This window comes from uncultured Tateyamaria sp. (assembly GCF_947496075.1).
Taxonomy (GTDB): domain Bacteria; phylum Pseudomonadota; class Alphaproteobacteria; order Rhodobacterales; family Rhodobacteraceae; genus Tateyamaria.
In genome coordinates this window covers 1,208,213-1,228,311 of the sequence record NZ_CANMBJ010000002.1, presented here as the reverse complement: position 1 = coordinate 1,228,311, position 20,099 = coordinate 1,208,213, and the positions used below count along the sequence as shown (strand labels likewise).

Here is a 20,099-nt window from a genome sequence, read left to right as displayed (position 1 = left end):
GGATCAAATAAGCACAAGATCTGATGCGCAAGAGCAGTCTTGCCATAGTGTGGTGCATCCCCGGTGTACGGGGGGGTGCACAGGGAGTGTACGGGGGTGACAGGCCAGCAGCGTTCGGTTGTCCGGCCACGCACGCAGCAAAAGGTTAAACTCCGGTCTCGTCGCTTACCGCCTGTTCACCCGCTGCAAGCGCATGACTGGCGCGTACCGCCACCTCCGCCGCCGCCGCCAAAGCCTTGCGATCCGCAAAGTCGGACACACGCAAGGGCGCGTGATAGATCACCTCCACCCGTCCATGTTGCGGCAATGCAAGCGTTGCCAAAAGGTGTGTGCCGAATTCCATGTCACCCCACCAGCCATAGGTCCTAGCATCACGGCGTTGCGGCGCATGGTACACCACCGTGACCGGCTGTACGGACAGATGTGGGCGCAGATCTTCAGCGAAGAATGACGCGAACAAGGTCGTCTTGAACGGCAAAACACGCAAACCGTCTGTACTGGTGCCTTCGGGGAAAAACAAAAGCCTTTGACCGGCCAGCAACCGCTCTTGGAACAACTCCGTTTGCACCTTGGCCGCGCGTGGATCGCGAGCAATGAACAACGTGCCTGTTGCGCGGGCCAGCGTACCGATACCGGGCCATCCCGCCACTTCTGATTTCGACACGAAGTAGATACGGTCCGCCGCGTTCAGAACAAAGATGTCCAACCAGGACGAGTGGTTGGCCACGATGGCACCCCGCCCTTTCATCGGTTTGCCAGTGCGGATGTAGGACAGCCCAAGCCAGAACATGGACAAGCGGCACACCACCTGCGTGATCCAGGGCGTCCACGGGCGCGTCAACCCAAAAAACGGCCTTTCGATCATACGCAAAGGCAGGAGCAACGCCAATCCGATGAGAATGATCAAAACGATACCCGCGCCTCGCCAAAGAATGCGCAGCACCGCGGTCGGACCACGCACCACATGGTCAGGCGGCGGTGCACCGTCCCATGTCATGCTCATGAAACTGCTCCATAAATCCGCCTCTGACGGTCCGACATAGCAGCAGTGTCCATGATCAGGCACACATCTGTCGTGTTGAAGGCATGATCGACATAGGCCCCCTCCCCCACGACACCGCCAAGGCGCAGATAGGCTTTGATCAAGGCAGGCATGTCCACCATCGCCGCGCGTCTGTCGATCTGATCTTCGGGTATCAGGTTCATGGCGGCAGCGTGTGGCGCTCGAGCCGTCACACGCAGCGGTTCGGGTGCAAGGTGACGGTGATATAGGAGTGACAGAGGTTGCGCAATGGCTCGTGGATTGGTGCCGTGGAACGACGCGACGCCAAACATGATGTCAATCTGATGCTCCGCCACGTAAGCGGCAAGACCATTCCAAAGATGATACAGCGCCGCCCCTCCGCGATAGTCTTTGTGCACGCAAGATCGACCTAGCTCCAGCAATCTCCGCCCCGTCGCGCGCAAGGGTGCCAGATCATACTCATCTTCGGAATAGAATTGCCCCGCTGCCTCGGCCTGTTCGGCGCGCAGCATCCGGTAAACGGCAACAACCTGTCCCACCGCATCATCGTACAGAACAAGATGATCAAAAAAGGGATCGAAGCGATCACGCTCAAGGCCGGCATGATGGTCCACCATCGCGCCACCACCGCCCAGTTCGCGCACGAAAACATCGTAACGCAAGGCCTGCGCTGCCCGCAGGTCCGCCGGGTCGTCTACAAGGCTCACACGAAATTCTGGGTCTTTGGTCAGGCTCATCGCGGGCGGTGTATCGGCATATCTTGAAAAAGGGTAGAGATTGACGCCGCATGCGACGAGAGGTTGCAATGCGTTAAGGTTTTAGAAAGGATGTTCAAGCATCAAAGACCGGGATCAAAGCAATACGCGTTCCATCGATCACCACCTTGCCCTCATTGGGAAAATTCACGGTGACCTTGGCGCCGATGTTGCTTTGGACCTGCCCAATACCCCACTCATCGTACTGGGGATGACGCACCAACATGCCGGGAGCCAGAATGGCATTCAGATCTTCCATATCCGGGCCTTTACCATTTCACTGTCTGGGGGCCGCTGATGGGCCAAAGTAACATCAACCTGGCTGCATTGATCGGCAGCCGCATTTGCCATGACCTCATATCGCCAATCGGGGCCATCAACAACGGCCTCGAGCTGCTGGGTATGTCCAACGGGCAAACGGGGCCCGAACTTGATCTGATCTCGGAAAGCGTGGGCAACGCCAGCGCGCGTATTCGATTCTTTCGCATCGCTTACGGTGCCGCAAGTGCACAGCCGCTCGGCCGGGCCGAGGTTGTGTCGATCCTATCGGACAGCATGGATGGCGGACGGCTGAAGGCCGTCTACGGGCCGCTTGACCCGCAACCGCGCTGGGCTGTGCGGATGGCCTTTCTCGCGGTACAATGTCTTGAAACGGCTCTGCCCTATGGCGGGCGGATTGAAATTGCGTGCACTGATGGCACATGGGACATCACAGGCCATTCCGCCAAACAAAGTGTCGATTCATCGCTTTGGGGCCTGCTCAAAGGAGAAGGCGTCAACGAACTGGCCCCAGCCCACGTGCAATTCGCCCTGTTGCCCGAGGTGGCGGCAGACGCACAGCGCAAGATTTCGACACAACTTTTGCCGGACAGGCTGACAATCCGGTTTTAGGCGCGCACTGTTCCATCGCCACGCACCAAGTACTTGAAACTGGTGAGCTGTGCTGCACCCACCGGCCCGCGTGCATGCATCTTGCCCGTCGCGATCCCGATCTCTGCGCCCATGCCAAACTCGCCGCCGTCTGCAAACTGGGTGGAGGCGTTGTGCATCAGAATCGCGCTGTCGAGTTGATCAAAAAACTTGGCAGCGGCCCCCGCATCCTCGGTCAGGATACAATCGGTGTGGTTTGAGCCATGGATTCGGATATGCTCAATCGCTGCATCAACATCCGAAACCACGCGCGCGGCAATGTCCATATCGAGGTATTCCTTGCCCCAATCGGCGTCGGTGGCGGCCAACACGCCTTCGATCGTCTGCAACGCGACATCTGCATGAACACGCACACCCGCGTCCACCAACGCGCGGACAACGCCCTGACCGATGGTCGACGCAATATCCCGGTGAATCAACAAGCACTCCGCGGCCCCACAGATACCCGTGCGCCGCGTTTTTGCGTTCAAAACAACCTTGAGGACCTTCTCGGGATCCGCATCCTTGTCGATGTAGATGTGAACGATCCCTTCAAGATGAGCAAAGACAGGTACACGCGCCTCGCGCTGTACAAGACCGACAAGACCTTTGCCGCCACGTGGCACTATCACATCGATAGTGTCGGTCATGGTCAGCATTTCACTGACCGCGGCACGGTCTCGCGTCGGCACAAGCTGGATGGCATCTTCGGGCAAGTCGGCGTCGCGCAGACCCGCTTGCAACGCGGCATGGATTGCACCCGACGAATGAAAGCTCTCTGATCCGCCACGTAGGATAACAGCGTTGCCAGCTTTCAGGCACAGGGCACCCGCATCCGCCGTCACATTGGGCCGGCTTTCGTAGATAACGCCGACAACCCCTAGCGGTGTCCGAACACGTTGAATGTTCAGCCCCGTGGGCTGGGTCCATTCGGCCAGAACCTCTCCGACCGGGTCAGCCTGTTCAGCCACCGCGCGCAGACCGTCGACGATCCCTTGAATACGCTCTTCATCCAGCCGCAGGCGATCCATCATGGCATCGGACAAGCCCTTGTTCCGACCAAATTCCATGTCCAGCGCGTTCACCGCAATAATCGCATCGCGGCTGTTCCACACATGCTCTGCCGCGCTGATCAAAGCGGCATGCTTCCGCTCGGCGCTGGCAAAGGCCAATGACGCCGCGGCAGTTTTTGCGCGGGTGCCAATATCGGCCATCAATGCAGGGATGTCGGCGAAGTCTTTCATGGGTCACGTCCTTTTTCAGGCGGTACGCCGCAGATTTCCATGCCTCCGGCGGTGGTATTTATAGTCAGAAGAAGATCACAGCGCCATATCATCGCGGTGGATCAAGGCGGCCCGTCCCGGATACCCCAGTAGCTTCTCGATCTCGGCGCTCCTGTGGCCTTTGATCTTTTGCGCTTCATCCGCTGTATAACGACTGAGACCCAGACCAAGTTGGTGTCCATCCGGCCCCGTGATCGCCACCGGGTCACCGCGGCCAAACATTCCCGAAACTGCATGAACTCCAGCAGGTAACAGACTGTTTCCTCTTGACAATGCCTGTGCAGCACCTGCGTCCAGCGTCACAGTTCCAAGCGGTTTCATGGCCGCAATCCAGCGTTTGCGTGCAACTTGCGGGTCCAGTGTGGCAGTGAACCACGTCGCGTTCGCGCCTGTTTCAAGCCCGGTAAGTGGGCGCAAGGCAGCACCATGACAGATCGCCATCGCGCATCCCGCGGCCGTCGAGGTTTTTGCCGCCATGAGCTTGGTTTTCATTCCACCCTTTGACAGCCCCGACCCGGCATCGCCAGCCATCGCTTCGATCTCGGGCGTGATATGGTCGATGAAATCATAGCGCTTCGCCTCTGGATCATCGGCAGGGTTGGCGGAATAGAACCCGTCCACGTCCGACAGCAGGACAAGAACGTCCGCGCCTATGGTCGCAGCGATCTGAGCGGCCAGTCGGTCATTGTCGCCAAACCGGATTTCATCGGTCGCGATCGTGTCATTCTCATTGACGATCGGCACGACATTCAAGCCAACCAAGTGCTCCAGTGTCGCCCTGGAATTCAAATAGCGGCGTCGGTCGCGGCTGTCCTCCAACGTCATCAACACCTGGGCGGTCGTGATGTCGTGCGGCGCCAAAGCTTCCTCATAAGCACGGGCAAGGCGAATCTGCCCAACCGCCGCTGCAGCCTGCGACTGTTCCAATGCAAGATCAGTGGCAGGTAGACCCAGAACCTCGCGCCCCAGCGCGATGGAGCCTGACGAAACAAGAACAACCTGTACGCCGCACGACTTCAACCAAGCCACGTCCTGCGCAAGGGCGGTGAGCCAGTCCTTACGAAGCGCGCCCGTGGTCCTGTCCACCAACAGCGCTGACCCGATCTTGACCACCAGCCGTTTGGCCGTGATCAGGGACGCCATGGCTCGACCTCTTCCTGCGGACGGTGGCGCAGACGATCCTCATCTATCTGCCCCCGCAAGGACCGCAGCACTTCGGTGACGCCGTCGCGCGCAACACTCGACATCATCATCACCGGGCCGCCGGATGCTTCTTCGAGTGCGGTACGGGCTGTGGCGCGTTCGTCTTCGTCCAACGCATCAATCTTGTTCAACACTGTCACGCGCGGCTTGTCGGCCAGATCACCGCCATAGGCCTCAAGCTCGCCAATGATAGTCTCATAATCCTCAGCCACTGTTTCCGATGTGCCATCCACCAAATGCAGCAGGACCGCACAGCGTTCAACGTGGCCCAGAAACAGATCACCCAAGCCCCGCCCTTCAGACGCACCTTCGATCAGGCCGGGAATGTCGGCCACAACGAATTCGGTGTTGTCCACCCCAACAACACCAAGGTTGGGATGCAGCGTGGTAAACGGATAGTCCGCAATCTTGGGTCGCGCATTCGACGTGGTAGCAAGGAATGTCGACTTGCCCGCATTCGGCAAACCCAGCAAACCCACATCCGCGATCAACTTTAGGCGTAGCCAGAGCGTACGCTCGACACCTTCTTGACCGGGGTTGGCACGACGTGGCGCCTGGTTGGTGGCAGACTTGAAATGGAGGTTGCCCCAACCACCGTTCCCACCACGCGCCAGTTCGACCCGATCACCAACACTCACCAGATCGGCGATCACCGTCTCCTGATCCTCATCAAGGATTTCTGTCCCCGCGGGGACACGTAGCAGAATGTCGTCGCCATCCTTGCCGGTGCGCTGACGCCCCATGCCTGGTTGGCCGTTCTTTGCAAAGAAGTGCTGCTGGTAGCGAAAGTCGATCAGCGTGTTCAGCCCATCGACGGCCTCTGCCCAGACGGAGCCCCCGCCTCCGCCATCGCCGCCGTCCGGGCCGCCATATTCGATGTATTTTTCGCGCCGAAACGAGATGCACCCGTTTCCGCCTGCACCCGAACGGATGTAGACCTTGGTCAGATCAAGAAACTTCATGGGTGGTGTCCTAGCGCGGGGGACCAGCCCCCGCAATCAGAGTTTGCGACTATAAGTCCATGTGGGCACGGTCGCATCCCGCGCGACCGAGAACCCTTCGGCATCGCCCAGATATTCGAACCCGCAATGTGTCAAGACGCGAGCCGAGGCCGGATTGTCCTGAAACACGCTGGCAAACATCGTGGCATTGTCCATCGGATTGGCATCCACAAGCGCCTGAACCGCGTCGGATGCAAGGCCGGTGTTCCAAAAATGTGGAGCGACCCAATATCCTACCTCGGACTGGTTGCGATCCATACGGGTCAAGGAGATCAGACCCATGATTTCCGCGCCGCCGGATTTGAGCCCGTCCATCGCCCAGACATCTTCCTCGCGCTCATCTGCCATGGCGCGCGCCACAAAGGCTTCGGTCATGCCAGGCGGGATCGGATGTGGAATAGATTGGGTGTTGCGGGCGACGCGCAGGTCGCTCGTATACATCTCGATCAACCCCATGTCCGACCGGCGCAACGGACGCAGTACGAAGCGTTCCGTTTCGATCACATTCTGGGTCACGATTTTTTCCATCTCCACGGTCATGTCCCTCCTCCGAACAAAACAAACAGAACCGACGCGACCGTCAGGGCCGCGAGGGTATACATCAAATAAGGTTCCGCACGCGTTCCTGCGAGGGTGCGCGCGATACGATCACCGGCAAGTGTCCAAAGCGGGTGAAACAGCACCTGCGTGGCGAGCAATATTCCACCAATCGTTGCCGTTGCGATAACGGCATCCGTACCGGGAGATACAAAGCCCGTGAAACCTGCAACAATCATTGCCCACGCCTTGGGGTTCAACGGGTGCACTACAAGTCCAGCGACGAAGCCAGGCGCGGCAGCACTCGGGTCGGATGCACCAAGGCGCAGTTGTGACACCTTCCACGCCAGCCAGATGATGTAGGCAGCAGATACCCATTTCAGGGTTTGGAACACCCACGGTGCCCGATCAGCCAATTCCATCAGGCCAAAACCAACAGGCCAGATGATAAGCTGCTTTCCCAGCGCGACACCGGCCACGAATGGCAAAGCCGCGCGAAAGCCGTACCGCGCCCCGGTTGCCAAAAGCGCCATGTTTGCAGGCCCGGGTGTTCCGACCTGGCTGGCTGCAAAGACGGCAAAGGACATCGCCGCAACTGTCATGGCAGACGCACCAAATCGCGGTCGAGCAGGCCCATCACCAAATCATCATGCCATTCGGCATCAATCAATGCAGACTCACGTTCGCGTCCCTCGACGACAAACCCCACTTTTTTGTAGGCAGCAATGGCGCGGGCGTTGAATGCCAGCACCCGGCAACCCAACCGGTGCAATCCCATGTCATCAAACGCATGCGCCCCAAGCAGGCGCATCGCTTCGGAGCCGAAACCCTGCCCCAACGCATTGGGATCCAGAATGCCGATACCGATCAGAGCCCTTCGGTCGGCGCGATTGATCAAGTGCAGACGGATGGCGCCCAGCAGGTCGCCACCAACATCGATCACCCAAGCATGACGATCCTCTTGCTGCACAGTAACCCATGCCTGTGCAGCATCACGAGTGATATCCCGCACCTGCCCCGGATCACCGCCAAACATCTTCACGATATCCGGCGTGTTGCCCAAGGCAAAACGTGCATCGACGTCGCCAGGAACTACGTCACGGAGAACGACACGCGGACCGCGCAGTACTGGTTTGGTGGATGCCGTCATCCGATCATCTCCCACGTGCTTTGGGTCAACACCATGCGCTGCAAAACATGACAGTCGCCTGTCGCCGGGCATCTGGCCTGCGTCTGCGATGTCCGCACAAATCCCAGCTTCTGAAGCACATGGCGCGATGCCACGTTTTCCATGAAATGGCTGCTTTGCAGGTCCGAAGACGTCATCGCAAAGTGGCGATTAACCATGGCCCTGCACGCCTCGGACGCATAGCCGAGACCCCAGTGGTTCTTTCCCAGCCAGTATCCAAGCTCGCCCTCGGTACCAATGCATCCGACGACCTGCTCTCCCGCACAGATAACAAAGGTGTTGCCTCCACCGACTTCAACGCGCGCAATGAAGTCATTGGCATCCGCCAGCGTATAGGGATGCGGCACGCGGGTCAGCCAGCGCGACACATCCAAGTCACCCACCAATGCGGCGAACACGGCAGCGTCCTGCATTCCGGGACGGCGCAGGGTCAGGCGGTCAGTGGTCATTAGGTCTGTCATCAGACCCTCCTCGCTGGTTGCGGGGGGCGGAAACGAAAAAGGGACCGGCGTTTCCGCCGATCCCTGATTTTGTCAAAACCTTTTGGGTACGGCTTATTCAGCAGCCTCCGCAGCTGGGAGCACGGAGATAAACGTGCGACCCTTGAGGCCTTTGTGGAAGGTGACGGCGCCATCAACGGTTGCAAAGATTGTGTGATCTTTGCCCATGCCTACGCCTTCACCCGGCCAAAACTTGGTTCCGCGCTGGCGCACGATGATGTTGCCGGGAATGGCGGCTTGGCCACCATAAAGCTTTACGCCAAGACGGCGGCCAGCGGAGTCGCGACCGTTACGGGATGAACCGCCTGCTTTTTTATGTGCCATGCGTCTCTCTCCTTAGCCTTGGGTCTTTTCTTGGGCCTGAGCGATCCAGCCTTCACGCTCGATCCGACCTTTAAAAGACAGTTTCTCGTCCATATCAGCAACGTCCTCTGGGGTCCATGCTGCGATCTGCGCGAAGGTGGTCACACCCGCTTCGTGCAGTTTCTTCTCAAGCGCGGGACCAACACCCGACAGTTGCTTCAGATCGTCGCCACCGGCTGCGGCCTTCTTGGGCGCGGCTTTCTTGGCTTCCTTCTTGGGCTCTGCCTTGGCTTCAGCCTTTGGCGCTTCGGCTTTCGCCACTTTCTTGGCAGGCTTGGCGGCAGCGGGTGCTGCGGCAATGCCGAACCCGGCGCCGTTCACTGCAGCCATCACGCCCGACTTGTCCGCACCAGAGGCAAGGATGTCGGTGATCTTGACCAGCGTCAGTTGCTGACGGTGACCCTTGGTGCGCTTCGAGCTGTGCTTCCGGCGACGCTTGACGAAGTTGATCGTCTTTGGGCCTTTGATCTGTTCGATGACTTCGGCTTGCACGCCTGCACCCGAAACAACGGGCGAACCGACTTGGGGCTTGTCGCCACCAACCATCAGCACTTCGTTGAATTGGACTTTGTCACCTGCGTTTGCGGCCAGTTTTTCAACTCGGAGCGTGTCGCCCGATTGAACTTTGTACTGTTTGCCGCCGGTTTTCATAACCGCGAACATTGCGTTCTTCCTTTTGTTACCGCGTCTTGTGGTCCCCGGTCTCGGGAGTTTACGGCACTTGCCACCTCAGACAGCGCGCCCATTCGGGCGATATCCATATGATCTGACAACGCAAACGCCGCCAGAATGCGCGCTTATTCAAGCATTCCTACGGCAAGTCAAGGGGCTGGCGTTACTCCCAAGAAAAAACACTTAAGCGGGACTTTGCCGATGGCGAAACGGGCAGTCACATTTCTACCCAAGATAGCAGATTGTCATTTTGAATATTTGCTCTGAAAGCGAGGCAAACACAGCATGCCTTTATATACCTTGCAGTGGGTCTACCAGCTTGATGATTTTGACACATCCGGCGGAAACATTACGCCTCCGAACGAACGCAGCGCGCAAGCGCAGGGGGATCCGCCCTTTAGCATTCGGTTGGATCCAAGCGCGCAGCCAATGCAGATTGTCATTGATGATGACGATCCGAATTTCAACGAAGCACCGACAGACACCAATCAGGTGTTAGCGAGTCCAGTCACGATTGATAACGTCACCTACCCGGCCGGTTCGCAGGTAGTCATCAACTATGTTCTAACCGACGACAACGGGTTTGAAGGCTTTTCAATTACGATCGGTGAGAACAATACCGGAAACAACACAACGACAGCGTTCATTTCCAACCAACCAGTGGTTCCGGGCCAGCAATACATATTTACGGATGAAGGTAATATTGGCCGTAGCCCGCGACCCTACTCCGAGTTTGTTTGCTTTACACCAGGCACCCGCATCCGGGTCCCCGGCGGGACACGTCCTGTCGAAAAGCTGAAGCCCGGCGACTTGGTCAGCACCATGGATCATGGCCCCCAACCGGTGCAGTGGGTCGGAACGCGAACCGTACCTGCAATCGGTGACCGTGTGCCGGTAACAATTTCGGCGGGCATACTGGGCACAAGGCGCGATCTGACCGTGTCACCAAATCACAGGATCCTGCTTGAAAGTGGTGCAACCGAAGTCCTGACGGGAGAGTCGCGTCTTCTGGTCGCCGCCAAACACCTCGTGAACGGCGACACCATCCGCAGCGCACCCAACGGCTTCGTCACATACGTCCACATCATGTTCGACGCACACAGGGTCGTTTGGGCAAATGGGTGCGCTGCAGAAAGCTTCTATCTTGGCCCGCATGCCCGTCGCACACTGGACCCAGACCAAACCGCAGAAATCATAGCGCTCTTCCCGGAATTGGCGCACACGAACTGTCCGGAAGCAGACATGGCATATCCCATTGCAAGCTCTCACGAGGGCCGCATATTGGCGACTTACCTTTGAAGCAAACAATCGTTTGACATCATTTCAGAGTTCATTTTGCGGCAGAAGTCGGCCCGCCGCCTGTCCCAATCCATAGGAAAGCGTTGTGTAGCTTTGACCGAAAGCAAGGAACAGGGCATCGTCAACAGCCATGCCCACATCGGTTTCCCAAAAGGCTGTGTAGATGGCAATCTCGTCATCCGTCATCGCCGATTGGGCCAGCGCGTTGTACCCGCGCAACCAGCTCTCCGTATCGACTAGAATGCGCGCGCGCAGTTGATCCATATCCGGGGCTTCATCATTTCGGCCTGAGCTGTCCGACACCCCATCTAAAAAAGCGGCCTGCGCCGCAACGGCAACGTCCGTATTCCGTTCGATCAAATCCCGAGACACCAAGTAGTCCGTAACCTTGTCGCCGCGCGCAGCCGGGCTGGCCTTGGCGGCATCTTCAACGGAATCATCGAGAAATGTCTGCCGCGCCTGCACCTCCAGCGCAATAATACGTTCGCCCAGCTCGCTCTCGAAGAACAACAGCGCCTGCGCCGCCGCCTCCGGCTCCAAGTGTTCCGCCATTATGGTGCGCAATTCGGTTTCCATGCGCGAAGGATCATACAGCCGTTGCACGGTATCCGCCCATACATCGCCGCCCTGCCCGTTCAAAAATGCCTCGTCAATCGATTGCCCCGCTTCCAGGCCTTCAGTGACAAAGGCCCCGATCAATTCGGGCACGCCCATCGCATCAATCAAACGGTTGACGTCAGCCCAGGCTGCCTGCGTGAGCATCCATAGTGACAGGCTCAGAACGGCAAGGCGCATCTAAAGCTCCTGACTGGGTTGCAACGATTGCATGGCACGGGCCAATGCCTCGAACCGGTTTGCCATGATCTCGTACTGCACCGCGTTCATCAGGTCGTATACGTGACGCATCTTTGGGTTTTCGAGGGCTTTGGCATATTCCAGCACCTCTTGATCGGAAAAAGACTGGTACGTGTAAGCGGCGCCAGTCAACGCGCTTGCCGCAATCTCTTCCTTCAAGACATCCTCATCGCTGGACAGAAGCTCGCGCAAATCCGGCTCCTCCAGCTGCAATTCAATGATACCCGCACCCGCGGCAGCCATAAGGAACCGGACCTGGATTTCCTGAATTGCTCGGATACTTACCCCCGCGCTGTCAGACGCTTTGTTCATACGCTTGAGATAGTCAAGACGAGGACTGTCCAATCGTTCAAGCCCCGCAACAATAGCTTCGCCACTGTCGTGCTTCAGCGCATCATCTTCCTTCATATGGCTGGCGTTTTCAGCTTGAACCAGACGTTGCCCAAGGTCCGTTGCATAGAAATCCGCCGCATGGGTCAGCATGTCGTCTTCGAGGGTCCTTTCCAGGATATCCAGAGCCAGATCATGCATGACCTCGGTTTTGAAGACATCCTTTGTAAGCCGGGTCCATTCCGTTCCAAAATCTTCGGCCTGCAAACCAAGCATTTCGGGGGCAGAACTTGCTGACAGTCGGATACTTTCAAGCGCAACATCGAAACCTGTGACTTCAAGAAAATCCTGCAGTTTGGCCCGATCCGCCGCAAAGGCGGAAACAGACATGGCAAATGTCAGGACAAGGGCTGCAAATCCGTATCGAAGAGCACGCATGGGATACCTCATTTCTATCTGCTCGGGCATATCAACCTCAGCACCAAGGGTATGTGTTTTTGCGAGCGCGTCCATCAAATTTCCCGTGTAAACGGCTTTGATGAAAAACTGCCTTGCGCGTCGGCGTCGTTCACCGTAATTGAGCGCACCAGACCCCCGCGGAGAGGTGCCGGAGTGGTCGAACGGGGCGGTCTCGAAAACCGTTGTGGGTGCAAGCCCACCCAGGGTTCGAATCCCTGTCTCTCCGCCAGCTACCGTTTTTTTTAGTTGAGACGTAGCCACCCCAAACGGGGACAAACAGCACCCAAACCCCTTATTTACAAGGCGATGCAGGAAATTTTCTGTTTGCCGAAACGCGGTCAGCGTTCCTATATCCATGTCATTAAGCGACAAAAAAAAGGACAGATGAGAGGACAGACAGACCCGCACTGGGCAGTTTGTTCTTCTTTGTTCCACGGAAGGACCGACCGATGGCAATCGAAAAGCTACAAGACCGCCAGATCAAAGCACTGGCCAAATCCAAGTCCGGCAAGTCCGATGGCGGGGGCCTCTACTTTGAAGGCCGGGGCGACGGACAGGCCCAAATCTTGTTCACATACCAGTGGAAGGGCACCAAGGAACGCCTCTACATCGGCATGTATCCCGCCATGACGCTGGCAGACGCCCGCAAGCAAGCCGCCAAGTGGCGGGCCATCCACGCTGCTGGCGACAATCCCAAAGCCTTCAAGGCGCGCATAGATCGGGATGAACGGTTCCCGCCCCGCACGCTGGAAGACGTGGCCAGTGAATTTTGGGATGACGTGAAGTCCCCCACCCTGTTTCATGGCGAAAAGCCCAACCAGTGGTTCAACCCCATGCGGCTTTACATGTTGGAACCGGAAAAGGACCACTTCCCTCACGGCTTCAAGGTGAAGCTGGGCAAGCGCAACATGGAAGACATCAGCATCCACGAAATGGCCAAGCTGATCCTAGAAATCCGCAACCACAGCAATGACCAAGCCCGCAAGGCCATCATCTGCCTGCGCCAAATCTTCAAATATGCACGCGGTATCTGTGGCCAGAACGTGGACCGGAACTTCATGGATGACGTGGAAGATGGTCTGCCCATCGACCACCGGGGCCGGAAGAAGAAGCCCCAACGCAAGCGCCACCTGCCCGTCACCGAACTGCGCGCCTTCTACCAGTCGCTGGGGGACAGTCTGGATGATCTGGCCATGCGTTTTCTGATGCTGACCGCCCTGCGCACCCAGAACATGCGGTGGCTGACATGGGATGAAATCCACGGCAACTTGTGGGTGCAGGAAGGCGACCGTATGAAGTCCAAGGAAGATGAAGACTTCATCCAGCCCCTAAGCCGGGAAGCCATGAACGTGATCCGGCTGGCCTTGGCCCATCGCAGCAATTCCGGCAACTATGTTTTCCACAATTCCAAGGCGTTCAAAAAGGGCGTGATCACCGAAAACCGGCTGAATGACATCCTGAAAGAACGCGGGGTCTACGGCAACGATTTGATGAAGACCGTCACGGGCCACGGCTTCCGCACATCGTTCATGACTTGGGGCTTTAAGACCTACGGTGTGGATGACCCGCTTATCCGCGAATGTATGGCCCACAAAGTGGTGAAGGGCGTGGGCTGGCACTATGACCAAGACCCGCGCATTGAAGAACGCCGCGAACGTCTGGAAAGCTGGGGTCAGTTCTTGACTGCACCCGTCGAAACAACCGCGCCTGCACCCAACATCATCCAGTTTGGGCGGTAATTGTTACAGTTTCGATCACAATCGGCCTTTTTTTTCGCAGGGCAATTTGCATTCGGGCACGTTCGGGCACGTTCAGGCAAGAATGGCACAAACGTGTGCAAAAACAGCAATTTGACACAACCCGCGTTCCCTGAAAGCAGAGTCATGACCGCCTGAACGGCGGCGTGACTCAAAGCAAGGGAAACAGCACATGGCCAAACTTCTGAACATTGATGAACTATGTGACCGGCTGGGCAATCGGTCCAAAAAAACCATCCACCGCGACATTGTAAGCGGCACCATTCCGCGCCCCGTGAAGATGGGTGGCCGGAACTACTGGCATGAAGACGTGATTGACCAATTCATCGCTGATCTGCCCGTGGGTGGTCCGACCCTCAAGGATCAGTCCACCGCATAAGAAAACCCCGGCGGACTGATCCACCGGGGTCCGTACCCTTCATGAAAAAGGCACGTCTTATGCACACCACGTCACTAGCACGTGACAGGCTTGCCAGCAATCGGGGCAGGCATGGGCAGAACCAAATTCAAACGCGGCAATGCCAAGTTTGTCCAAGTCCACCACTGGCTGATGGACACGCAGGCTTGGCTGGACCTCAAACCGTCTGCGGTGGTGGTCTACCTGTCGCTGAAACGTCAATTCGACGGCACAAACAACGGGCAGATTGCTGCGTCCCAGCGGGTGTTGGCAATGCGGACGGGACTGTCCCGCGATACCGTTCAGCGCGCGTTGCAAGAACTGGAAGCCGCTGGGTTTCTGGTGGTCACGCAGCGGGGCTTTCTGGGCGTAGAGGGGGCAGGAAAAGCCACAATGTATCGGCTGACGGAACTGGCCACAGCGGACGGAAAACCCGCCACCAAAGACTTCCTGAAAAAATAAAATCCCGGACTGATTTTGCGGCATTCCCGGACCGATTTTGCCGCCGTTTGTATTTTTCGGCGGCAGGATTTTTGCAAAACGGACTGATTTTGCCGCCGTTTGGGGTCGGACCCCGGACTGATTTCCAGGCCATATATACATCTAGCCATGGGCAGGTGTTTTCCGGGAAGCGCACCAACCAAGGGACCCATCATGATTGAAGACCTCTTGGCGACATGCAGCGCGCCCCATCACTTGCCTATTTTTTTCAGCCGCGTGGACAACAGCCCTTTGGTGTTCGTGAACGCGACAAGATCAACCACTGAATGGGCCAGCATTCGGGTGGAACTTGGTCAGGATGCGTTTGACATCGGCTGGAATGGCAAGCGTCTTAGCTGGACCGACGACACCAAGGCCCTTTATCGGCACTATCGCCAGTTCCATCATGGCTTGTTCATCGCATTGAAAGGCATGTCCCCCACGGACGTGGTTTTGCAGGCATTGGAAATCTACCACGATGACATGGACGTGCCTGTGTCGCCCCGGCCTGAACCGCTGCACCCGGACAGCCCGAACACGGTAGTGGACATCAGCGTGATGGCGCGCCCCTATCCCTTGTTCGCCCGTGTTCGTTCTGTTCACACAACCCAGATTGAACTGGTCACGCTAGTGCCGGGGCAAAAAAAGCGGTGGGCGCGGCGGACCTTCTACAAGCGGGAACATGGCCCACAACCGCCTATTCCGCTGGATGGTGGTAGCGAACCGCAATTGAGTTTGCTGAAATCGTTTCGTCACCAGATCACCATGACCGATCTGCGCGCCGTGACCATCGGGGCCGCTTGGACTGACCTGCGGACCATCGCGGACCAGCCCCATGGATGACCGCATCTACACGTGCCTGCACCATCGTGGTTTTGAACTGCGCCAGAAGGCAACGCCGGAAGTCGAATATGTGGACCTGATCCGGGACAAATACCTGACCGATCCGGTTGGGTCGGTTCAGGACTTCATGGCTGAACGCAATCGCAACGTGATCCAGAACGCGCGCCGGTCTGGGAAGCTATCCGCGCCGCTGATGAAGCGTGTGATGATCGGCGGGGTGGCACACTGGGTGCCCCAGAAGCCTGTGGAAATCCTTTCCGGGGGTACGTCCCCGGAAAACACGACAACCGCGCCAGATGGCGCTAAAAACGGGGTGCCTGAATGAAACACGGGACGAAAATGGAAGCCCAGATTGCCCTTGCAGCGCTTTTGGCGTCTGAAACCGAAAATCCGGCTGATCTGGCGCGGGGATTGCTGCGGGAATTCCAGAATTCGGTGCCCGCTGAAATCGTGCGCGGGATGCAATTCTGTGACTATGCGATAAAGCGGCGGGTTCATCAGGAAAACGACCCTGACAAGCAAGCCGAACTGCGCGCCCGTGCGCGGCGTCTGGTTCAGTCGGAAGCCTTGCTGGTGGAATGGATGGAAACCCGGAAGGCGCGGCAAGCGTCATGATCAGTCGCGTGCCCATGTGAAATACTGACAAATATCGCGAAGGACCGTGAAGGACTGACAAAATCCGAGAACCGGGCTTTTGACGCATCCGCAAATTTGGGACCAATAGGACGCCAAGTGAACTTTCCTTGGCGACCCGATGCCCACCACCCGCGTTTCAGTTTCAACAGAGTGGACCGATCTTGGGACCGGCCCCCTGACTGCGTTTCAGTCGCGGAACCGGGTTTGGTATCAGTCCGGGGATGTGGCCCCAACTGACCCCCGCACGGGCTACCTTCACGCCGCGCAAGGGCAACCCCGCCCAGTCAGCTTCACGCAAGCCACGAACGTCTGGGCACGTGCCGTAGAAGCGGAAACCCCCATCATGGTGGTCAGCGGCGCTTTGGCGTCCAACCAGAACCCCACCACATTACTGGTCTTTGAACTCTATTCCCAGCTTCCCGATCCAACCACGCAAGACGTGGGCACCATCGCATTTGTCACAGCGGACCCCGTTGATGTGCTGAACGGCGGTCACGTGGTTCTGGGCGCGTCACCGGGTGCCAAGGGCACCTATTGGGGTGCGCTGTCATGATTGTGGATGTGGCAGCACCGCAGGGCCAATGGGTCAAGGTGTCAGAAGGCCCGGTCAGTGTGTTTTGGAACTTGGGTTACATCAGGTTTCACATCGGTGAAGTTCCCCCGACTGATGAATTTGTGTCCGTCACGCTTCACGCGCAGGGACAGCCTCGGTCCTTCACATTCAACGGTGTGGAACCGCTTTGGATCATGTCGCCTGTCAGTGAAGGGTCCGTCAAAGCCATCCAGATCAGCACGTCCGAACTGTTCCTTGTCGATGCGGACGGCAACGTCCTTCTGGACGGGGGTGCCTGACCATGTGGCCATTCACCCGCAAGCCCATCGAACAAAAGGACATCGGGTCCAGCGCTTTTGACATGCTGTGGCCAACTGCCCAGACCGTCACGGGACAGGTCATCACGCCTGAATTGGCGTTGCGCCAGCCCACCGTTCTGGCCTGCACCCGGATCATCACCGAAACCGTGGGACAGCTTCCCCTGCACACCTACACGCGCGGCCCGGATGGGTCCGTGGAACGTGACACCACGTCCGTGTTCCACCGCATGTTCCGCCAGCGTCCAAACGACTGGACCACCGCCTATGACTTCAAAGTCCACATGCAGGCGGACGTTCTGTTGCACGGCAATGCCTATGCGCTGATCATGCGCGATGGACAGGGCAATCCCAGGTATCTGCGCAAGCTACCGGCCCGCGCGGTCCATGTGCAGGAAGACCCCCGCACGGACGCACCCGCCTACCGCGTCACGCTGAACGAGGGCGGCGACAAAACCTATTCCTTCCGGGATGTGATCCACCTGAAAGCCTTGCACGGGCTGTCGGTGGTTACGCAGGCCCGTGAAGCCATCAGCATGGCCTTGGCGCAGGAAAAGGAACTGAACCAAGCCCTGTCCACTGGTCAGCGTCCAAACGGGTTCATTGCCTTTGAAAACCCGATGACGGATGACGCTATCAGCCGCGCCATCAAGCAGTTCCAGCAACTGGGCGAAAAGAAGGGCACCGCCATTCTGGACGGTGGGGCCAAGTATTCGCCCATTTCCATCACGAACGTGGACGCGCAGTTCTTGGAACAGCGCCGCCACCAGATCGCAGAGATTGCCCGCGCCTTCCGTGTGCCCCTGCACATGCTGCAAGAACTGGAACGGGTCACACATCAAAATGCGGAACAATTAGGCAGGCAATTCCTGCAATTCACCATGCTTCCTTGGCTTACGCTTTGGCAGCAAGAAATCGCGTTGAAGCTGATGCCGGAAGACGGGTCAGTCTACGTTGAATTCCTGACAGACGACATCGCCCGCGCCGATCTTGCCGCGCGCTATCAGGCGTTCGCGCAGGCCGTCCAGAACGGAATTCTGAACCCCAACGAAGTCCGCGCCATGGAAAACCGCGCGCCCTACACGGGCGGCGATGAATTCTTGCGGCCTCTGAACATGGAAGGGGCAACAGATGCCTAAAGATACGCAGACCGAATTCATGGACGTGGAATTCAAGTTCCAAGGTGGGGACACCGGGATCATTGAAGGGTTCGCGTCCACCTACGGCGGGGACGGTGACGGTGTGATGGATGTCATCCAAGCGGGTGCGTTCACCAACACGCTGAACGCGATTTCATCCCGTGGGATCAAGCTGAAAATGCTGCGCGAACATGACCGCGCCAAGCCCATTGGCGTGTGGACCAAGCTGACCGACACACCGCAGGGCCTGAAAGTGGAAGGCCAGATTGCGATTGATGCCGATGACGGGCGCAACGCTCACGCGTTGATGAAATCGGGCGCGCTGGATGCGCTGTCGATTGGCTACCGCGTGGCGGCGTTTGAACCCCGTGAAGGTGGGGGCCGCATCCTGACCGACATCGAACTTGTGGAAATTTCTGTGGTGACGTTCCCGGCCAATGCTGGGGCGGTGATCACGGATGTGAAGGGGGCGATTGACCCCAAAACTAAGGCCCAGAAGGCCGCAACAGAAGGGGCTGACGACATGCCACTTGATACCGCGTCCGAACTGGACGCCAAACTGACTGAAACCAAGACCGCGCTGGACAAGGCGCTGAACCGCATTGGTGATCTGGAAGCCAAAGCCCAGACCGTGCCAGCCGCCGCCAAGGGTGAAGATGAACCCACCGTGGAACAGAAGGCGTTCGCGGAATATGCGCGCGCTGGCAAAGAGAACATGGGCGCGGATGAAGTCAAAGCATTGCAGAACGCGGCGGACGCACAGGGTGGCTTCCTTGTGCCGGAAGACTTCCGGGCTGAACTGATCAAGACCGTGACCGAAACGTCCCCGATGCGCCAAGTGGCCCGGACGACATCGACGGGCCGGGATGAATTGGTCCTGCCCAAGCGCGTGACCAAGCTGCAAGGCGGCTGGACGGCGGAACTTGATGACCGCCCTGAAAGCGAACCCACTTATGGCCAGATCAAAATCCCGGTGCATGAACTGGGCGTCTGGACATCCGTTTCCAACGCCAACTTGGAAGACAGCGCCTTTGACATGCAAACCGAACTCACGGCGGATTTTGGTGAGAGTTTTGGCGAAATGGAAAGCTCCGCCTTCATCCTTGGCGATGGCGTGGGGAAGCCCACCGGCATTCTGACAAATGTAGACATCCCGGTGACGCCTTCCGCAGCGGCTGGGGTCGCGGACGCGGATGACCTGATCACCACTTTCTACGCGGTCAAAGCGGCTTACCGGAACCGTGGCGCATGGATGATGAATTCCAGCATGTTGGCGGCGGTGCGGAAGCTGAAAACCTCAAGCGGTGACTACCTCTGGCGCGAGAGCCTTGCAGACGGTCAGCCCGCCACCATTCTGGGCCGTCCCGTCTATGAAGCCGTGGACATGCCTGACCCTGTGCCAAACGCCAAAGCGGCCATTTTCGGGGATTTCAGCCGTGCCTATCGCATTGTGTCCCGTGTGGACCTGTCGGTCCTGCGGGATCCCTACACGTTGGCAGGCAAGTCCGCTGTGAAGTTCCACGCGCGTCAACGTGTTGGCGGTGACGTGGTCCAGCCCGAAGCGGTGCGCGTCCTGCAACTGGCCTAAGCGTCAAGTA

Annotated in this window: 26 protein-coding genes and 1 tRNA gene; 13 read left to right on the top strand and 14 right to left on the bottom strand. The window is 58.0% G+C overall.

Going from position 1 to position 20,099, the window contains the following annotated elements; all coding sequences use genetic code 11:
* Positions 1 to 145: 145 nt before the first annotated feature.
* The 3 genes from Q1A51_RS10160 to Q1A51_RS10150 all read right to left on the bottom strand — a co-directional run bounded on the left by Q1A51_RS10160 (position 146) and on the right by Q1A51_RS10150 (position 2,038).
* Positions 146 to 997, bottom strand: coding sequence for a lysophospholipid acyltransferase family protein (locus tag Q1A51_RS10160; protein WP_299599623.1), 852 nt, complete (start codon positions 995 to 997; stop codon positions 146 to 148).
* 2 nt (positions 998 to 999) lie between these two features.
* Positions 1,000 to 1,761: a GNAT family N-acyltransferase gene (locus Q1A51_RS10155; protein WP_299596548.1), complete on the bottom strand. Its 762-nt coding sequence runs from the start codon at positions 1,759 to 1,761 to the stop codon at positions 1,000 to 1,002.
* 94 nt (positions 1,762 to 1,855) lie between these two features.
* A complete protein-coding gene (locus Q1A51_RS10150) occupies positions 1,856 to 2,038 on the bottom strand; it encodes a DUF3553 domain-containing protein (RefSeq protein WP_299197487.1) in 183 nt (60 codons plus the stop codon).
* Between the two features lie 38 nt (positions 2,039 to 2,076).
* Between Q1A51_RS10150 and Q1A51_RS10145 the strand changes: the two genes are divergently transcribed.
* Positions 2,077 to 2,670: a histidine phosphotransferase family protein gene (locus Q1A51_RS10145; RefSeq protein ID WP_299596551.1), complete on the top strand. Its 594-nt coding sequence runs from the start codon at positions 2,077 to 2,079 to the stop codon at positions 2,668 to 2,670.
* Here Q1A51_RS10145 and Q1A51_RS10140 read toward each other — a convergent pair.
* The 9 genes from Q1A51_RS10140 to Q1A51_RS10100 all read right to left on the bottom strand — a co-directional run bounded on the left by Q1A51_RS10140 (position 2,667) and on the right by Q1A51_RS10100 (position 9,427).
* On the bottom strand, positions 2,667 to 3,932 hold the full coding sequence (locus Q1A51_RS10140) for a glutamate-5-semialdehyde dehydrogenase (protein ID WP_299596553.1): 1,266 nt from the start codon (positions 3,930 to 3,932) through the stop codon (positions 2,667 to 2,669). The two genes, Q1A51_RS10145 and Q1A51_RS10140, sit on opposite strands and share 4 nt — an antisense overlap.
* A 75-nt stretch (positions 3,933 to 4,007) precedes the next feature.
* Positions 4,008 to 5,114, bottom strand: coding sequence for a glutamate 5-kinase (gene proB / locus Q1A51_RS10135; RefSeq protein ID WP_299596556.1), 1,107 nt, complete (start codon positions 5,112 to 5,114; stop codon positions 4,008 to 4,010).
* A complete protein-coding gene (obgE, locus tag Q1A51_RS10130; protein ID WP_299596558.1) occupies positions 5,102 to 6,136 on the bottom strand; it encodes a GTPase ObgE in 1,035 nt (344 codons plus the stop codon). The genes proB and obgE overlap by 13 nt, the downstream gene beginning before the upstream one ends.
* 36 nt (positions 6,137 to 6,172) lie before the next feature.
* Positions 6,173 to 6,709, bottom strand: a complete 537-nt coding sequence (locus tag Q1A51_RS10125; RefSeq protein WP_299201076.1) for a GNAT family N-acetyltransferase — start codon at positions 6,707 to 6,709, stop codon at positions 6,173 to 6,175.
* A gap of 2 nt (positions 6,710 to 6,711) precedes the next feature.
* Positions 6,712 to 7,314 carry a LysE family translocator gene (locus tag Q1A51_RS10120; protein ID WP_299197579.1) on the bottom strand — a complete coding sequence of 201 codons (603 nt, stop codon included), beginning with the start codon at positions 7,312 to 7,314 and terminating at the stop codon, positions 6,712 to 6,714.
* On the bottom strand, positions 7,311 to 7,862 hold the full coding sequence (locus tag Q1A51_RS10115) for a GNAT family protein (protein ID WP_299596561.1): 552 nt from the start codon (positions 7,860 to 7,862) through the stop codon (positions 7,311 to 7,313). The genes Q1A51_RS10120 and Q1A51_RS10115 overlap by 4 nt, the downstream gene beginning before the upstream one ends.
* Entirely contained in the window at positions 7,859 to 8,362 is a 504-nt protein-coding gene (locus Q1A51_RS10110; protein WP_299596563.1) for a GNAT family N-acetyltransferase, read from the bottom strand. The genes Q1A51_RS10115 and Q1A51_RS10110 overlap by 4 nt, the downstream gene beginning before the upstream one ends.
* Positions 8,363 to 8,455: 93 nt before the next feature.
* A complete protein-coding gene (gene rpmA / locus Q1A51_RS10105; RefSeq protein ID WP_189370744.1) occupies positions 8,456 to 8,725 on the bottom strand; it encodes a 50S ribosomal protein L27 in 270 nt (89 codons plus the stop codon).
* A gap of 12 nt (positions 8,726 to 8,737) precedes the next feature.
* Positions 8,738 to 9,427 (bottom strand): 50S ribosomal protein L21, encoded by a 690-nt coding sequence (locus tag Q1A51_RS10100; protein ID WP_299596566.1) that lies wholly within the window; start codon positions 9,425 to 9,427, stop codon positions 8,738 to 8,740.
* Between the two features lie 294 nt (positions 9,428 to 9,721).
* Here Q1A51_RS10100 and Q1A51_RS10095 point away from each other — a divergent pair, with 294 nt between their 5' ends.
* Positions 9,722 to 10,735 (top strand): Hint domain-containing protein, encoded by a 1,014-nt coding sequence (locus Q1A51_RS10095; RefSeq protein ID WP_299596568.1) that lies wholly within the window; start codon positions 9,722 to 9,724, stop codon positions 10,733 to 10,735.
* Between the two features lie 24 nt (positions 10,736 to 10,759).
* Here the strand turns inward: Q1A51_RS10095 and Q1A51_RS10090 are convergent, their stop codons facing one another.
* Positions 10,760 to 11,530: a DUF2059 domain-containing protein gene (locus Q1A51_RS10090; protein ID WP_299596571.1), complete on the bottom strand. Its 771-nt coding sequence runs from the start codon at positions 11,528 to 11,530 to the stop codon at positions 10,760 to 10,762.
* The gene (locus tag Q1A51_RS10085) at positions 11,531 to 12,358 is read right to left on the bottom strand and encodes a DUF2059 domain-containing protein (RefSeq protein ID WP_299596573.1); all 828 of its coding nucleotides are present in this window, start codon (positions 12,356 to 12,358) and stop codon (positions 11,531 to 11,533) included.
* A 160-nt stretch (positions 12,359 to 12,518) separates the two neighbouring features.
* On the opposite strand from Q1A51_RS10085, the gene Q1A51_RS10080 reads away from it, so the two are divergent.
* The 11 genes from Q1A51_RS10080 to Q1A51_RS10030 all read left to right on the top strand — a co-directional run bounded on the left by Q1A51_RS10080 (position 12,519) and on the right by Q1A51_RS10030 (position 20,089).
* A tRNA-Ser gene (locus tag Q1A51_RS10080) sits at positions 12,519 to 12,608 on the top strand.
* Between the two features lie 220 nt (positions 12,609 to 12,828).
* On the top strand, positions 12,829 to 14,118 hold the full coding sequence (locus Q1A51_RS10075) for an integrase arm-type DNA-binding domain-containing protein (RefSeq protein ID WP_299596576.1): 1,290 nt from the start codon (positions 12,829 to 12,831) through the stop codon (positions 14,116 to 14,118).
* A 190-nt stretch (positions 14,119 to 14,308) separates the two neighbouring features.
* Positions 14,309 to 14,515 (top strand): transcriptional regulator, encoded by a 207-nt coding sequence (locus Q1A51_RS10070; protein WP_299596578.1) that lies wholly within the window; start codon positions 14,309 to 14,311, stop codon positions 14,513 to 14,515.
* Between the two features lie 111 nt (positions 14,516 to 14,626).
* Positions 14,627 to 14,995 (top strand): helix-turn-helix domain-containing protein, encoded by a 369-nt coding sequence (locus tag Q1A51_RS10065; protein WP_299596581.1) that lies wholly within the window; start codon positions 14,627 to 14,629, stop codon positions 14,993 to 14,995.
* A 192-nt stretch (positions 14,996 to 15,187) separates the two neighbouring features.
* On the top strand, positions 15,188 to 15,856 hold the full coding sequence (locus Q1A51_RS10060; RefSeq protein ID WP_299596583.1) for a hypothetical protein: 669 nt from the start codon (positions 15,188 to 15,190) through the stop codon (positions 15,854 to 15,856).
* On the top strand, positions 15,849 to 16,181 hold the full coding sequence (locus tag Q1A51_RS10055) for a hypothetical protein (protein ID WP_299596586.1): 333 nt from the start codon (positions 15,849 to 15,851) through the stop codon (positions 16,179 to 16,181). The genes Q1A51_RS10060 and Q1A51_RS10055 overlap by 8 nt, the downstream gene beginning before the upstream one ends.
* Entirely contained in the window at positions 16,178 to 16,471 is a 294-nt protein-coding gene (locus Q1A51_RS10050; protein WP_299596588.1) for a hypothetical protein, read from the top strand. The genes Q1A51_RS10055 and Q1A51_RS10050 overlap by 4 nt, the downstream gene beginning before the upstream one ends.
* Before the next feature lie 139 nt (positions 16,472 to 16,610).
* A complete protein-coding gene (locus tag Q1A51_RS10045; RefSeq protein WP_299596591.1) occupies positions 16,611 to 17,045 on the top strand; it encodes a hypothetical protein in 435 nt (144 codons plus the stop codon).
* Positions 17,042 to 17,344 carry a hypothetical protein gene (locus Q1A51_RS10040; protein ID WP_299596593.1) on the top strand — a complete coding sequence of 101 codons (303 nt, stop codon included), beginning with the start codon at positions 17,042 to 17,044 and terminating at the stop codon, positions 17,342 to 17,344. Before Q1A51_RS10045 ends, Q1A51_RS10040 begins: the two co-directional genes overlap by 4 nt.
* A gap of 2 nt (positions 17,345 to 17,346) precedes the next feature.
* Positions 17,347 to 18,501, top strand: coding sequence for a phage portal protein (locus tag Q1A51_RS10035; RefSeq protein ID WP_299596595.1), 1,155 nt, complete (start codon positions 17,347 to 17,349; stop codon positions 18,499 to 18,501).
* A complete protein-coding gene (locus Q1A51_RS10030; protein ID WP_299596598.1) occupies positions 18,494 to 20,089 on the top strand; it encodes a phage major capsid protein in 1,596 nt (531 codons plus the stop codon). The genes Q1A51_RS10035 and Q1A51_RS10030 overlap by 8 nt, the downstream gene beginning before the upstream one ends.
* Positions 20,090 to 20,099: the final 10 nt, after the last annotated feature.

What these genes read in the sequence shown, in the direction of transcription:
- Q1A51_RS10100 (WP_299596566.1), bottom strand. Translation starts at nt 9,427, where the DNA reads ATGTTCGCGGTTATGAAAACCGGCGGCAAACAGTACAAAGTTCAATCG.
- Q1A51_RS10075 (WP_299596576.1), top strand. Translation starts at nt 12,829, where the DNA reads ATGGCAATCGAAAAGCTACAAGACCGCCAGATCAAAGCACTGGCCAAA.
- Q1A51_RS10050 (WP_299596588.1), top strand. Translation starts at nt 16,178, where the DNA reads ATGAAACACGGGACGAAAATGGAAGCCCAGATTGCCCTTGCAGCGCTT.
- Q1A51_RS10055 (WP_299596586.1), top strand. Translation starts at nt 15,849, where the DNA reads ATGGATGACCGCATCTACACGTGCCTGCACCATCGTGGTTTTGAACTG.
- Q1A51_RS10060 (WP_299596583.1), top strand. Translation starts at nt 15,188, where the DNA reads ATGATTGAAGACCTCTTGGCGACATGCAGCGCGCCCCATCACTTGCCT.
- Q1A51_RS10120 (WP_299197579.1), bottom strand. Translation starts at nt 7,314, where the DNA reads ATGACAGTTGCGGCGATGTCCTTTGCCGTCTTTGCAGCCAGCCAGGTC.
- Q1A51_RS10145 (WP_299596551.1), top strand. Translation starts at nt 2,077, where the DNA reads ATGGGCCAAAGTAACATCAACCTGGCTGCATTGATCGGCAGCCGCATT.
- Q1A51_RS10065 (WP_299596581.1), top strand. Translation starts at nt 14,627, where the DNA reads ATGGGCAGAACCAAATTCAAACGCGGCAATGCCAAGTTTGTCCAAGTC.
- Q1A51_RS10040 (WP_299596593.1), top strand. Translation starts at nt 17,042, where the DNA reads ATGATTGTGGATGTGGCAGCACCGCAGGGCCAATGGGTCAAGGTGTCA.
- rpmA (WP_189370744.1), bottom strand. Translation starts at nt 8,725, where the DNA reads ATGGCACATAAAAAAGCAGGCGGTTCATCCCGTAACGGTCGCGACTCC.
- Q1A51_RS10045 (WP_299596591.1), top strand. Translation starts at nt 16,611, where the DNA reads ATGCCCACCACCCGCGTTTCAGTTTCAACAGAGTGGACCGATCTTGGG.
- Q1A51_RS10085 (WP_299596573.1), bottom strand. Translation starts at nt 12,358, where the DNA reads ATGCGTGCTCTTCGATACGGATTTGCAGCCCTTGTCCTGACATTTGCC.
- Q1A51_RS10150 (WP_299197487.1), bottom strand. Translation starts at nt 2,038, where the DNA reads ATGGAAGATCTGAATGCCATTCTGGCTCCCGGCATGTTGGTGCGTCAT.
- proB (WP_299596556.1), bottom strand. Translation starts at nt 5,114, where the DNA reads ATGGCGTCCCTGATCACGGCCAAACGGCTGGTGGTCAAGATCGGGTCA.
- Q1A51_RS10155 (WP_299596548.1), bottom strand. Translation starts at nt 1,761, where the DNA reads ATGAGCCTGACCAAAGACCCAGAATTTCGTGTGAGCCTTGTAGACGAC.
- Q1A51_RS10095 (WP_299596568.1), top strand. Translation starts at nt 9,722, where the DNA reads ATGCCTTTATATACCTTGCAGTGGGTCTACCAGCTTGATGATTTTGAC.
- Q1A51_RS10110 (WP_299596563.1), bottom strand. Translation starts at nt 8,362, where the DNA reads ATGACAGACCTAATGACCACTGACCGCCTGACCCTGCGCCGTCCCGGA.
- Q1A51_RS10160 (WP_299599623.1), bottom strand. Translation starts at nt 997, where the DNA reads ATGACATGGGACGGTGCACCGCCGCCTGACCATGTGGTGCGTGGTCCG.
- Q1A51_RS10035 (WP_299596595.1), top strand. Translation starts at nt 17,347, where the DNA reads ATGTGGCCATTCACCCGCAAGCCCATCGAACAAAAGGACATCGGGTCC.
- Q1A51_RS10030 (WP_299596598.1), top strand. Translation starts at nt 18,494, where the DNA reads ATGCCTAAAGATACGCAGACCGAATTCATGGACGTGGAATTCAAGTTC.
- Q1A51_RS10090 (WP_299596571.1), bottom strand. Translation starts at nt 11,530, where the DNA reads ATGCGCCTTGCCGTTCTGAGCCTGTCACTATGGATGCTCACGCAGGCA.
- obgE (WP_299596558.1), bottom strand. Translation starts at nt 6,136, where the DNA reads ATGAAGTTTCTTGATCTGACCAAGGTCTACATCCGTTCGGGTGCAGGC.
- Q1A51_RS10070 (WP_299596578.1), top strand. Translation starts at nt 14,309, where the DNA reads ATGGCCAAACTTCTGAACATTGATGAACTATGTGACCGGCTGGGCAAT.
- Q1A51_RS10115 (WP_299596561.1), bottom strand. Translation starts at nt 7,862, where the DNA reads ATGACGGCATCCACCAAACCAGTACTGCGCGGTCCGCGTGTCGTTCTC.
- Q1A51_RS10140 (WP_299596553.1), bottom strand. Translation starts at nt 3,932, where the DNA reads ATGAAAGACTTCGCCGACATCCCTGCATTGATGGCCGATATTGGCACC.